The 13,140-nt window shown below is 67.1% G+C and carries 11 protein-coding genes and 1 pseudogene; 3 read left to right on the plus strand and 9 right to left on the minus strand.

Annotation, left to right across the window (positions count from 1 at the left end):
* Positions 1 to 49: 49 nt before the first annotated feature.
* Positions 50 to 292: a hypothetical protein gene (locus QZX93_RS24720; RefSeq protein ID WP_295389238.1), complete on the plus strand. Its 243-nt coding sequence runs from the start codon at positions 50 to 52 to the stop codon at positions 290 to 292.
* 153 nt (positions 293 to 445) lie between these two features.
* On the opposite strand, the gene QZX93_RS24725 is transcribed toward QZX93_RS24720, so the two are convergent.
* Both QZX93_RS24725 and QZX93_RS24730 read right to left on the minus strand, forming a co-directional pair.
* Complete coding sequence (locus QZX93_RS24725) at positions 446 to 1,285, minus strand: hypothetical protein (protein WP_295389240.1); 840 nt, start codon at positions 1,283 to 1,285, stop codon at positions 446 to 448.
* Between the two features lie 699 nt (positions 1,286 to 1,984).
* The gene (locus QZX93_RS24730; protein ID WP_295389242.1) at positions 1,985 to 3,400 is read right to left on the minus strand and encodes a cation:proton antiporter; all 1,416 of its coding nucleotides are present in this window, start codon (positions 3,398 to 3,400) and stop codon (positions 1,985 to 1,987) included.
* 409 nt (positions 3,401 to 3,809) lie between these two features.
* Here QZX93_RS24730 and QZX93_RS24735 point away from each other — a divergent pair, with 409 nt between their 5' ends.
* Positions 3,810 to 5,876, plus strand: a complete 2,067-nt coding sequence (locus QZX93_RS24735) for a ClcB-like voltage-gated chloride channel protein (RefSeq protein WP_295389244.1) — start codon at positions 3,810 to 3,812, stop codon at positions 5,874 to 5,876.
* A 498-nt stretch (positions 5,877 to 6,374) separates the two neighbouring features.
* Positions 6,375 to 7,001 carry a hypothetical protein gene (locus tag QZX93_RS24740; protein WP_295389246.1) on the plus strand — a complete coding sequence of 209 codons (627 nt, stop codon included), beginning with the start codon at positions 6,375 to 6,377 and terminating at the stop codon, positions 6,999 to 7,001.
* A 60-nt stretch (positions 7,002 to 7,061) separates the two neighbouring features.
* Here the strand turns inward: QZX93_RS24740 and scpB are convergent.
* The 7 genes and pseudogenes from scpB to QZX93_RS24775 form a co-directional block, all read right to left on the minus strand.
* Positions 7,062 to 7,586, minus strand: a pseudogene (scpB, locus tag QZX93_RS24745) (SMC-Scp complex subunit ScpB); the annotation flags it as partial.
* Positions 7,587 to 7,739: 153 nt separating this feature from the next.
* Positions 7,740 to 8,612: a ScpA family protein gene (locus QZX93_RS24750; RefSeq protein WP_295389247.1), complete on the minus strand. Its 873-nt coding sequence runs from the start codon at positions 8,610 to 8,612 to the stop codon at positions 7,740 to 7,742.
* A 15-nt stretch (positions 8,613 to 8,627) separates the two neighbouring features.
* Entirely contained in the window at positions 8,628 to 9,842 is a 1,215-nt protein-coding gene (locus QZX93_RS24755; RefSeq protein ID WP_295389250.1) for a tryptophan--tRNA ligase, read from the minus strand.
* Positions 9,843 to 9,857: 15 nt separating this feature from the next.
* The gene (locus QZX93_RS24760; RefSeq protein ID WP_295389252.1) at positions 9,858 to 10,529 is read right to left on the minus strand and encodes a site-2 protease family protein; all 672 of its coding nucleotides are present in this window, start codon (positions 10,527 to 10,529) and stop codon (positions 9,858 to 9,860) included.
* A 205-nt stretch (positions 10,530 to 10,734) separates the two neighbouring features.
* Positions 10,735 to 11,358 carry an L-threonylcarbamoyladenylate synthase gene (locus tag QZX93_RS24765; RefSeq protein WP_295389254.1) on the minus strand — a complete coding sequence of 208 codons (624 nt, stop codon included), beginning with the start codon at positions 11,356 to 11,358 and terminating at the stop codon, positions 10,735 to 10,737.
* Between the two features lie 79 nt (positions 11,359 to 11,437).
* A complete protein-coding gene (locus QZX93_RS24770) occupies positions 11,438 to 12,343 on the minus strand; it encodes a PHP domain-containing protein (RefSeq protein ID WP_295389256.1) in 906 nt (301 codons plus the stop codon).
* Positions 12,344 to 12,491: 148 nt separating this feature from the next.
* Positions 12,492 to 12,845, minus strand: coding sequence for a helix-turn-helix transcriptional regulator (locus QZX93_RS24775; RefSeq protein WP_295389258.1), 354 nt, complete (start codon positions 12,843 to 12,845; stop codon positions 12,492 to 12,494).
* Between the last annotated feature and the right edge of the window lie 295 nt (positions 12,846 to 13,140).

Raw genomic sequence — 13,140 nt, forward strand, 5'->3', positions numbered from 1 at the left:
CAGCACCCCCCGGTTAAATTACTGTAGGGCGGTCTGAAGGAGATCACCGATGGCAACGCATGTGAAACACGTTCTGGTCGACGCGCTGGGGGAGGAAACGCAGGGAGCCCGTAGGGCGACCGAAGTTTCCTCCCCCAGCGAGGGCGAGGCCAAAGGCAAGGCCGAAGGACTAGAGCGCCTCCTCGCCCGCCGTTTCGGCCCCTGGCCGCCCTGGGCCGAGGAGCGCATCGCGACCGCTCCGATCGCCCGGTTGGATGCCTGGTCGACGGCCTGCTCGATGCCGAGAGCCTGACCGCCCTGATCGGCCCCGAGGGCAGTCCCGAATCCGCGAACTGAGCCGACGGCCCGCATTCCGCGCGCTGCGCAACCACAACCGCGCAGCGGTTCCGCCACTTCGCGACAGCGACGGATGGCGGAATGCCCCGGCGGACGTCCGCCCCGCGCGCTAATCGGCAGTGACGTCGACCACGCCGTTAAAGGTGCCCCCTACCCGATAGATCCAAAATTGCGCCCAGGGGTCGTCCTTAAGTTGGGCGCGCAGCCATAGGCCGATCCAGCGGGCGATAGCGAAATTGGCTTCCCATTGCGGGAGGGTGGGATCGATGGGGTCCGGCGGCCCGCCGACCGGGTTATTGTCGTCGCAGATGCCATAGTGATTGGCGCCGTGAAGCGCGATCAGCGCCCGCGGCGGCGCCAGGATGGGATAGGTTGCCTGCACCTTCGCGGGGGCGACAATCCCGTCAAGATCGCCTTGCATCAGTGCCACCGGTGCCCGGGAGGTATCCAGATCGATAACGCCTCCGTCGAAACCCACCAGGCTCGCGCCGTAGACGGCGCCGACGCGCAGGGCCGTCGGCGGTGAGTAGGTGCCGCCCGGCTCGCTGCAGATTTGCGGATCGCAGACGCCGGCGATGGCATAGATGCCGACCAATCCACCGAGTGAATGACCGACCATCGCCATGGCGTCGGTGTCGATGATCCGGTAGAGCGGCGATCGGGGATCCCGGTCCGCCGCAACCGCCCCGTCGTAGACCGCGGTCACGACACCCACCTCGCTGAATCGAACCGGCACCGGGATGCCCGGGAAGGACCGCAGATGGTCCGGCACCACGACGACAAAGCCCTGGCTGGCCAGCAGCCGTGCAAAGCGCCGGTATTGCCCATTCGCCACCCGTGCTCCCTGCAGCAGGGCCGCCAGCGGGAAGATGTCGGCGAACCGATTCCGAGCGCGCGGCGACACCACCGGTGCGTACACATCTGCCTCGTCCCCGTTGGGGAGACTCATAGTCGAGTCTTGAACTGGCAGCGGCACAAGCCAGTCCGTCCCAGCCGAGTTGCCCATCACGGGCCCTGCCGATGCCGGGAGGCTGACAGTGCTTGCGCCGCGGCGAAAAAAACCGCGACAGACAGGGTTATGGTGCGGACCCGCAAGCGGCCGGGGGTCAGCGCATCGCAATGCAATCTATCTGACATGGATTTAGCTCCGGATTTGGGTCGATGACGGACCAACGGCCAGGGCGGCTTGCTCCGATTCCCGGCCCGCTTTGGTGATATTCGGACGCGCGCCACATCCCGATCCAATCAGCTGCTGCCTGTGACTGGGTGTCCCGACGCCACTGCCGACCACGCCGAACTGAGTCCGCGCAGGGCGGAACACAATAGTGGTTCCGCCATAGCGCCACAGCGACGGATGGGGGATCGCAGATCGCCCAACGGGCATCCTACCGTCATTTCCTCGTGCCCGGTTTCAAGAGCAACAACAAGGGCACCATCAATACGAAGCTCAGGGGTCGCGCCACCTCCAGCATGCCGAAGGCTGCGTCGAGGCTGCGCGGCCCATCACCAAGCCGGTCGTCTCGACCGGATAGCCAAGCAACCCCTCCATAAGCAACGGCTGGATGCCGATGGTCCCGAAGAGCGCCAGTCCGAGTGGGCAGGATGCGTACCGACTCACATCGGCTGTAAGCAAGAAGTGTGCCGCACCTCAGCGCACCAGCAGCCGGTTAAGCCGCCCGAGTACGGCCTGCGCACGCGCGGAGCGCGGGTCGAAGGCCCACTTGAGCGCCAGGCCTGAGCCAAAGGCGAGCAGGATGACCACGCTCACCAGGGCGGCGAAAAGCTGGTCGTCGATGACGCCGAGCGAGCGTCCGACGCCGACGAAGATGAGTGCCACCTCGCCCCGCGGCAACATGCCCAGGGCGATCGCGGCACGGTCGACCTGCGGCCCGGCGACCAGCGCGGCCGGCAGCTTGCCGACGACCGCGGCCAGCAAGAGCGCCGCGGTCAGCACCAGGGTCTGCCACTCCAGGAAGACCGCCAGGTTGACCTGCATGCCGATCAGCAGGAAAAAGATCGGCGTAAAGACCGCGATCAGGGGCACCAGCATCTCCTTGGTCTTGTCGCGCAGCGCCTCGTCGGAGAGGATGAGCCCGGCCGCGAAGCCGCCGACGGTGCCGCTCAGGCCCAGCGAACTGCACAACCAGCCGAGCAGGAAGGCGAAGGCGAGCGGCGCGAGGAAGCGGGCCTCGACCGGACCGATGCGGTTGAGCTGTTGCGCGAGTGGCCGTCCCAGCCGGTCGCCGTAGACGACGATGGCAGCGAGGAAGGCCGCGCTCGAGGCCAGCAACCAGGCAACTGCAAGGAGGTCCAGATGACCCTTGACGACCAGCTCGATGGCGACCGCCAACAGCACCAGCCCTAGCAGGTCGTTGAGCACGCAGGCGCCCAGGATCACCCGCCCCTCCGGCGTATCGGCCTTGCCGAGGTCCTCGAGCATGCGCGTCGCGACCCCAATGCTGGTGGCGGCCAGGGCGGAGGCGACGAAGAAGCGACCGGCGCCGGACAGATGGACCGGCAGCAGCCAGGTAACGATGAGTGCGGCGATCAGGGTCCCCAGCGCACCGGCCACCGCGACCCGCGCGGCATCGGTGCCGACCCGGCGCAGCTGATGGATACCGGTCTTGAGCCCGACGTGGAAGAGCAGCAGGATGATGCCCAGACTGGAGAAGAGCCACAGGCTCAACCCGGCATTGGCGTTGGCCAGCGCATGATGGCCGCTGAGCAGCCGCAGCACCTCGTGGCCGCGACCGCCCGGGGCCAACTCCGCGGGGCTGAAGACCTGCGCCGCGGCCTGGGCCACCGAGACGCCGCCCTGCCAGACCTGATCGAACACCGGGCTGGCCGCGCCATAACTCATGACAAAGGTGAAGAACGGCACCCCGAGCCAGTACCCCAGGTTCCCAACCAAGACCCCGACCAAGAGCTCACCGAGCACGTCCGGCTGTCGCCAGCGGCTGGAGAGCCAGCGGGCGGCCAGGACCATGGTCAACAAGAGCGCAAGCTCGAGCATGATGTCGGCGAAGGGATGTAGTGGCATGGCCGCGGTCGCGGTGGGAGGCATGGCGCGTCTCCTGAGGTTGGGGAACAATGGTCGGCTACCGGACGCCGCACGGCAGCCCCCCGCGCGCGTCTGGCCGCTGGTGTAAACCAAGCAGGGATCGGGCCAAGGCGCAAACGGCCTGAAGCCGGCCCCGCGGGGCGGACTGGCGCGGCGGTTTGCGCATCGCAACCGGGCGTGATGGGTCATCCTGGAAAGCGCAGTTGTCACGCCAAGGCACCAAGCTCGCCAAGGCTTTTCAGTGCGTTATCAGCGTTGCGCAAGTCGCCCGGAGGGTGGTCTGGAGAGCGGCTCTACACGATGGTATTTCTTGGCGAGCTTGGGGCCTTGGCGTGAGCAATTCCCGGGGTTAGGGCAATTGGTGGATATGAACCAGCATAGGTGCGAGGCAGTGAGCGAGACGCGAGACCGGATGAGACGGCGGCCATGGCGGGCGACGCGGCCGCTCGGGTGGCTCCTCGCCCTCGTCCTGTTCAGCCCGATCGGATCGGGGCAGGCGGCGCAGACCGCGGGGGCGGTGCGCCCCGGCGAGTCGCTGTGGGAGATCGCGGGACGCGTCGCACCCGGCACCGGACTCAGCCGCGACCAGGTCATGCTCGCGCTGCTGCGCGCGAATCCGGGCGCCTTCGCCGTGCCCTGCAACCTGAACAGTGCCTTGCGGCAGGGCGCCCAACTGCTGGTCCCCGCGGTGGAAGACATGGTGGGCCTGGATGCTGCGGCCGCGCGGCAGGAGGTCGCCGAGCAGGGTCGCGCCTGGCGCCGGCATCTGTCCCAGGGCACCCCGATTGACTGTCCGGCGACCTCGGAGGCGTCCGGCCCCGCCCGACCGACCCCGGTTGAGCCAGCCAGGCCGGCCCCGACCATGGCGCCGGGACCGACCCCCGCCGAACCGCCGGTTTGCCCCCCAGCCGCGCCCCCGGGCACGGCGCCCTGCGTTTGCCCGGAGCCGGCCGGGTCGGGTACGCCCGCCCAGCCAGCGGGGCCGGTCGCCAGGCCCGCGCCGGCCGCGGAGCGTCCGGGCCGCCTGGCCCCGGGCCCGCGGGCACCGGGCTGGTTGCTCGTGCCACTGCTGCTGGTCTTGATCGCGGCGGCCCTGATCCGCCGGGAGCGCCGCCGGGGCGACACGGCGGTCTGGCGCTCCCCGGAGGCCGCGCTCGCGGCCATTGCCAGCCTACCCCAGCGCGCCTTGACGCTCTTGTTGTCCCCGAGCGGGCGCGAGCCACCCCTGCTGCTACCGCTCGCCGCCCTGGCCGGCATCCTCGGCGCCCTGGTCACGGTCGTCTTCCGCGAGGGCATACACGGCATGGAGTGGTTGATCGGCGGGCACAGCGGCGGCCTGATCGAGATGTCGATCGGCCTGCCCTGGTGGGGGCGCTTGCTCCTGCCGGCCGCCGGCGGACTGATCGCGGGGCTGATCCTGCAGGAGATCGGCCAGCGGCTGCGCGGATTGCGCACGACCGACTACATGGAGGCGATTGCGCTGGGCGACGGCCGGATCGGCGTCCGGCAGAGCCTGGTCAAGGCCGCCTCCTCGCTCTGCACCGTCGCCTCGGGCGGCTCGATCGGGCGTGAGGGTGCCATGGTTCAGCTCGCGGCCATGGTCGCCTCGACCCTGGGCCGGTTGAGCCATTTCAATCAGGACTCCATGCGGCTCCTGGTCGCCGCCGGCGCCGCGGCGGGTCTTGCCTCCGCCTACAACGCGCCCATCGCCGCGACCATCTTCGTCGCCGAGATCGTGCTCGGCTCCATCGCCATCGACCATATCGGCCCGCTGATCATCGCGGCGGTGATCGCCAACGTGACGGTGCATGACTTACTGGGCTATGCCCCGGTCTATGCGATCCCGGACTTCCAGATCGTCAGCGATTGGGAGTTGGGGCTCTATCTCCTGCTGGGGCTTGCCGCCGGCCACATGGCGCCCGTCTTCCTCAACCTGCTGGAGCGCTCGCACCAGGGCTTCGCGCGGCTGCCGGTGCCGCTCGCGGCACGGCTGGGGCTCGGCGGGCTCATCGTCGGGGCCATCTCGGTCTACGAGCCCCAGGTCTGGGGCAATGGCTATGGCGTGGTCAACAGCGTGCTGCTGGCCCCCTGGGGCTGGCAGGCGCTGCTCACCGTGCTGGTGCTCAAGATGCTGGCGACGGCGGCCACCCATGGCTCGGGCGCGGTCGGCGGCGCCTTCACCCCGACCCTCTTCGTCGGCGCCCTGCTCGGCGCACTCTTCGGCACGCTCGTGCAGATGCTCCTGCCGGACGGCACCGCGCCGCCCAACGCCTATGCGGTGGTCGGCATGGGCGCCATGCTGGCAGGCACCACCCATGCCCCGTTGATGTCCATCCTCATGGTGTTCGAGATGACCATGGACTACCAGATCGTCCTGCCGCTGATGCTCGCCGTCACCGTTGCCCACTACAGCGCCCGGCGTTACCGCGGGGTCCGGCCGATGTATGCGGAGTCGCTGCTGCCGCGGGAACGGGCCTGACCGCACCACCTTGGTTGATTTCAACCAAGCCCCCTGTGTCCTGTCCACCAGGTCGCGCGCGCCTGGGGCCGCAAGTCCTTATCCTGAATCCGGCAATTGCTCACGCCAAGGCGCCAAGGCGCCAAGCAAGACAATGAGATGTGTCGAGTGTCCAGCTCACCCAGCGGATGAATCACCGATAAGGGACTGAAACGCCTTGGCGAGCTTGGCGCCTTGGCGTGACAACCGCTCTTTCTAGCAGCCTGTCGGACTTGATGGCGTAACCGATTGATTAAACAGGAAAACGACTTTTTGGCGCAAAAGATGAAACTCTTTGCATTCAATCGGTTGCATCACTAAGTCCGACAGCCTGCTAGGCTTATCCGTGCGCGCCCGGAGAGATTGGCAAGGCAGATGCATGGCTTTGGTCAGCGTGCAGGGCGGTGGGCCGGACCCGCCGTCCCTGGGCCGTGTCGCAGGGCCCGGTTCGCGACGCCCGCGAGTCCCGGCCACGCATCCATGCTCGACCAACTGGAGGTCATTTCCATGCTCAACAACTCCATGTTCAACGACATCACCCACGCGGGATGGATGCCCGCGCTGCCCCACCCCGCGAGCCGTCTGGCCAGGCTGGCAATCGCCAATGTCCCCTATGTCGCCCTCTACGCGATCGCGGTCGGGCTCATCGCCATGACCGACCACAACCCCGCGTCCGCGAAAGAGGCGTGGAACGTCTTCATCCCGCTGGTCGGGCTCGTGTCCGCCGCGAGCGGCTGGAACCGGTACGCCGGCGCGACCAAGGAGACGCAGTTGCGCTATGTGCTGCGCCAAGTCCTGCATTGGGGGGCGCTGCTCCTCGTCATCCGTTTGCTGTTCCTGGGGGATGTCCAGCACTTCCTGCGGGCCGAGGACGACGGCTTCGTCATCATCTATCTGGTCGGCCTCACCAGCCTACTGGCTGGCATCTACCTGGACTGGAAGATGGCGCTCTTCGGACTCTTCCTCATCTACAGCGGCGTCGTCATCGCCTTCCTCGACGACAACGCCCTGCTGATCGCCGTCGGCGGCGCCGCGCTCATGGCCGTGATCGTGACCGCCTTCGTTTGGATCAGGTATAACCAGCGGCTCGAGTCCGGGGGGCATTGATGCGGGTCCCGGCACCAGCGGCTGCGGCTCGCCCAAGGCCAACTCATCCCCCAAAAAGGCCGGGTCGCGCAGTTCGGCCAGCGGCGGTAGGTCATTGAGTGAGCGCAGTCCGAAATAGTCCAGAAACCGGCGGGTGGTGGCATAGAGTGCCGGTCGGCCAGGGACGTCGCGGTGGCCGACTACCCGCACCCACTCGCGCTCGCTCAGGGTCTTGATGATCGCGGTGGTGACGGCCACCCCGCGGATGTCCTCGATCTCGCCGCGGGTGATGGGCTGGCGGTAGGCGATCAGCGCCAGGGTCTCCAGCAATGCACGGGAGTATCGGGCGGGCTTCTCGTCCCACAGCCGCCCGACCCAGGGGGCGACCAGGGCGCGCACCTGGACGCGCCAGCCGCCGGCGACCTGGGCGATCTCGACCCCCCGCCCGCCGTAGTCTGCCGTCAGCTCGGCGATGACCTGCGCCAGGTCATCGCGTGCGGGGCGTTCCTCCTCCGGGAACAGGGCCTGGACCTCGTCCAGGGTCAGTGGTGTACCGGCGGCAAAGAGCGCGCCCTCGACGATCTGCTTCAAGCTCGCTGTGGTCATCTATTGATTCTGGGAAAAAAGATTGGCCGCAAATGAACGCCAATAAGCGCAAATAATTCTAAGTGATTCTATGGCACGGAGTCTCGGTTTGGGCGCGGCTTTGTGCCTGAGCAACGCGGCAAAGCATTTGCGTTCCTTTGCGTTCATTTGCGGCTAAGTCTTCTCTTCGGGATGATCGTTCTCGGGTGACCAGTCTGCGGCCTCCGCGTTCGCCGGCCCTTGGCCCTCGCGCAGCCGCACATGGATCGGGGCGAAGGGCTCGGATTGGACCAGTTCCAGCGTGGCGGAGCGGATCAGCTCCAACAGGGCCAGAAAGGTAACCACCACCCCGGCGCGCCCCTCGGTGCAGTCGAACAGCTCGGTGAACAGGCGGAACTGACTGCCGCGCATCCGCTCCAGCACCTGGGACATCCGCTCGCGCAGCGACAGCGACTCCTTCTCGACCCGGTGGCTGGTGAAGAGGGCCGCCCGCGCCAGCACGCCGCGCAACGCCAGCAGCACCTCCCGCAGGTCGACCTCCGGCGGCACCCGATTCAGGTGCCCGGCCGGTAGTTCGGCCTGGGCCGTGAACAGATCGCGTTCCAAGCGCGGCAGACCGTCCAGGTCCTGCGCGGCCTGTTTGAAGCGCTCGTATTCCATCAGGCGGCGGATCAGCTCGGCGCGCGGGTCCCCCTCGTCCTCGGCGGCGGCTGCCGGGCGCGGTAGGAGCATGCGTGACTTGATCTCGGCCAGCATGGCGGCCATCACCAGATACTCGGCGGCCAGCTCCAGGCGCAGCTCCTTCATCAGGTCCATGTACTCGATGTACTGGTCGGTGATCACGGCTATCGGGATATTGAGGATATCCAGGTTCTGGCGCCTGATCAGATACAGCAGCAGGTCCAACGGTCCCTCGAAGGTGTCGAGAAAGACCTCGAGCGCATCCGGCGGGATATAGAGATCCAGGGGAAGCGTTAGATACGGCTTGCCCTCAACCAGGGCGAATGGCAGTTCTTGTTGGGTGCCTGCGGTCTGCTCGGTCTCCATCCCTGGTCGGGCGCCTCAGAAGACCAGCGACATGGCGTGCCGGACCTCTTCCATGGTTTCCCGGGCCACGGCCCGGGCCCGTTCGCAGCCCTCGTTGAGCACGTTGCGCACCAGCTCCGGCTGGGCGGTAAACTCACGTACGCGCTCGCGCATGGGGGCGAGTTCGGCGAGCACCGAGTCGATCACCGGCCGCTTGCAGTCGAGACAGCCGATACCGGCCGACCGGCAACCGGCCTGCACCCAGTCGCGCACTTCAGCGTCCGAATAGACCAGGTGAAATTGCCACACGGGGCATTTTTCCGGCTCGCCGGGGTCGGTGCGGCGCACCCGCGCCGGGTCCGTGGGCATGGTGCGCATCGCCTTCTCCACATGGGCGGGCTCGTCGCGCAAGGCAATGGTATTGCCGTAGGACTTGGACATCTTCTGCCCGTCGAGCCCGGGCATCTTGGAGGCCTTGGTCAGCAGCGGCACGGGCTCCGGCAGGATGACCCGGCCGCCGCCCTCCAGGAAGCCGAACAGCCGCTCCCGGTCGGCCACCGTGAGGTTGGCCTGACCGTCCAGCATGGCGCGCGCCACCGCCAGGGCCTCACCGTCGCCCCGCTCCTGATAGGCGCGGCGCAACTCGTCGAACTGCTTGGCGCTCTTCTTGCCCATCTTGCGCTTGGCCTCTTCGGCCTTGGTCTCGAAGTCCGGCTCGCGGCCATAGATGTGATTGAAGCGCCGAGCGATTTCCCGCGTCAGCTCCACATGGGCCACCTGATCCTCCCCCACCGGCACCCGGCCGGCCTTGTAGATCAGGATGTCCGCCGACTGGAGCAGGGGATAACCCAGGAATCCGTAGGTGGCGAGGTCCTTCTCCTTAAGCCGCTCCTGCTGATCCTTATAGGTCGGCACCCGCTCCAGCCAGCCGACCGGGGTGATCATGGACAGGAGCAGGTGCAGTTCGGCGTGCTCCGGCACCCGCGACTGGATGAACAGGGTGGCCGAACCCGGGTTGATGCCCGCCGCCAGCCAGTCGATCAGCATCTCGCGGATGCTGTCCGGGATCAGGCTCGGGTCCTCGTAATGGGTGGTCAGCGCGTGCCAGTCGGCGACGAAAAAGAAGCACTCGAACTCGTGCTGGAGTTCCAGCCAGTTCTTGAGTACCCCGTGATAGTGGCCCAGATGGAGCCGGCCGGTGGGGCGCATACCGGAGAGTACGCGGGCATGCTGGGCGGAGACGGAAGTCAATGCAATGGCCTCGGTTCAGAGATGAAACAACTCGTGGACGATATTGGCGCCCGGCAGCAGGCCGATGATGCCGCTTACCACGGGCAGGAGCAGCGGGCTCAACAACCCACTCACCAGTAGCAGCATCAAGAGCACCAGCCCGAAGGGTTCGAGCCGCGAAAAATAGTAGGACCACTGGCGCGGCAACAGTGAATTGAGCACCCGCCCGCCGTCCAGGGGCAACAGCGGCACCAGGTTGAGCGCCATGAGAAACACGTTGATCAGCACCCCGGCCGCGCCCATGTACACGAGCGGCAGAGACACCCAGGGGCTGACCTCCCACAGCAGCACCCCGGCCTTGATCAGCAGCCCCCAGAGTAGCGCCATCAGCAGATTCACACCCGGTCCGGCCAGCGCCACCAGGGCCATGTCGCGGCGCGGGTTGCGCAACTGGTTGGGGTTCACCGGCACCGGCTTGGCCCAGCCGAACAGGAACCCGGTCAGCAGAAAGGAGACGGCCGGCACCACGACGGTGCCGATGGGGTCGATGTGCCGCAAGGGGTTGAAGGTGACCCGCCCGAGCATCAGGGCGGTGCGGTCGCCCAGGCGGTTGGCCACCCAGCCGTGGGCGGCCTCGTGGACGGTGATGGCGAGCACCACCGGCAGCACGAGGATGGCGAGTAACTGGATCTGGTTCAGTGCGTTCATGGGGGCATTATACGGGCGCGGCGCCCGGCCGCAGGGTTCATCGTGGAAAGGGCAGTGATCACGCCAAGGCGCCAAGCTCGCCAAGGGTTTTCACTGTGTGATCGGCACTGCGTCATTCACCCACCAGGCGATCTGAACGCCTGACCTATCTTGCTGTATTTCTTGGCGAGCTTGGCGCCTTGGCGTGAGACAGTCGCGCTCTTCGTCATTGCTCAAACTGCGAGGCATCGCCCTTGCCGACCCGGATCACCGCGGGCGGCTCGGCGATCATATCGACCACCGTGGTGGGGTCGAGCCCGCAGAAGCCGCCGTCGATGACCAGGTCCACCAGTTTGTCCAAGAGGTCGCGCATCTCCTCGGGGTCCGTGAGCGGGTGCTCGTCCCCGGGCATGATCAGGGTGGTGCTCAGGATCGGCTGATCCAACTCCTGGAGCAGGGCGCGGCAAATCTCGTTGTCCGGCACCCGGATACCGATCGCCTTGCGCTTGGGATTGAGCATCCGGCGCGGCACCAGCTTGGTGGCCTCGTGGACAAAGGTATAGGGCCCCGGGGTGAGCGACTTCAGCAGCCGGAAGGCCAGGTTGTCGATCTTGGCGTAGGAGGTGATCTCCGACAGGTCACGGCACATCAGGGTGAAATCGTGCTTGTCGTCCAACTGTCGGATGCGGCGGATGCGCTCCATCGCGTCCTTCTCACCGAGCTGGCAGCCCAGTGCGTAGGAGGAGTCGGTCGGGTAGACGATGATGCCGCCCGCGAGCAGGATCTCGACGCAGCGCCGGATCAGGCGCGGTTGCGGGTTGACTGGATGAATCTGGAAAAACTGGGCCATGACTGACGCGACCGATGCAACGATTCAAGAGAAGACAAGGTTCTGAGTCCCTAGAATAACCCAAACTGAGGTCGGATAATCAGGCAACCGCTGCCCGCGCGGGGTCGGGCGCTCCCGTCCCCTCCAAACCCGCCGCCGCCGGCCAGTCGTGCCAGATGGGCACGCACCCGTCGGGCAGCGCGGCGAGCCGGCCCAGGTCGATCCAGGGCTGGCTCGACAGGACCAATTGGGGTCCGTGAAAATCCGAGCCGGCCGACGCCAGCAGCCGCTGTTCGCGCGCATGGCGCGCAAAGTTAAAGGCCTCGTCCCGGGCGTGGCTGCCGCACACCACCTCGATACCCACGCCGCCCACCTCCCGAAAGGTGCCGACGAGTATCATCAGCTTGGTGCGCGTGAGCTTATAGCGCGCCGGGTGGGCGATGACCGCCTGGCCGCCGCTCGCGCGAATCCAGCCCACCGCCTGCTCCAGGCTCGCCCAGTCACCGGCCACGTGTCCGGGCTTGCGCGCCACCAGAAAATGCTTGAACACATCGCGCTCGGTGGCCGCCACGCGCCGCTCCACCAGGAAACGGGCAAAATGGGTCCGCCCAATCAACTGGCCGCCGGAGAGCGCCCGCGCGCCTTCATAGGCCCCTTCGATCCCCTCCTTGGCGAGGCGCCGGCCCATCTCCTGCGCGCGCCAGGCGCGAAAGGTCTGGAGCCTGGCGAGCCCCTCATTCAGCACCGGATGGGCGGGGTCCACCCCGAGCCCGACGATATGGATGGTCCGCGCCGCCCAGGTGACCGAGATCTCCACCCCGGGGACGAAGCCCAGCGCGCAGGCGCGGGCGGCCTCGGCCGCCTCGGCCAGCCCGTCGATGGTGTCGTGATCGGTCAGCGCCAGCAGCGGGACCCCGGCGGCGGCCGCCCGGTGGACCACCGCCGCCGGGGCCAGGGTGCCATCCGAGGCGGTCGAATGGGTATGCAGATCGGGAACCTTGTTCATTCTGCACATTCTACACGCCTGCCGGCCTTGATCATCATTCCGGCCGCAAGCACCGTGGGACCCGGTGGGAGCGGTTTCAGCCGCGACGCGACCGCGCACGCTGCCGTGGCCTCCCCGATAGCCCGCCCCCAACGCCGGACCTGCGCAATCACTTGGACTTCCCCCAGGTCCAGGCGCCCGTCTCACGCGCCGCGGTCGGCTTGCCCGAGGCCCGCTGGCGCCGCCGCCCCTCGAGCTTCAACTGAGCCATCGGACTGGGCGTCGGTGCCGGGACCAGGAGTTCGAGCCGCTCGGCCAGGCCCAGCGCGCGGCAGACCCGCAGGAAGCCGGACAACTGGGTTGCCACCTCGCCGGACTCGAGCCGCTCCAGGGTGCGTTTGGACACCCCTGCCTGCTCCGCCACCGCCGCCTGGGTCAGGTTCTGCGCCAGCCGAGTCGCCGCCAGGCGCGCGCCCAGCTCACGCAGGATGGCGTCGTCAGTCAACTGTGCTGTGATGTTCATAATTCGCCTGATATGACGACTCATTGGCAAGTTATGGGCCTATGCTGACATAAGTGACGATTAGCAGCACCTCCCAGTAGCCCGGATGGAGCGGTAGCGGAATCCGGGTACAGCGTCGCAGACAAGAGAGGGATCGGCGACTCAAGGCGGCTGGTCTTCAGGGCGGAACCGTTCTAGCCAGGACTCTCTGTTGCAACCGGCGGTTGTCCGCAACACTGGACAACGCCAGGTGGCCCGGGTATAAAGCACGTCGGTCCCCTTACTGTCCGAGGCCCCGTGCGTGAACCTTCGTGAG

The organism is uncultured Thiodictyon sp., from assembly GCF_903946935.1.
Taxonomy (GTDB): Bacteria; Pseudomonadota; Gammaproteobacteria; order Chromatiales; family Chromatiaceae; genus Thiodictyon.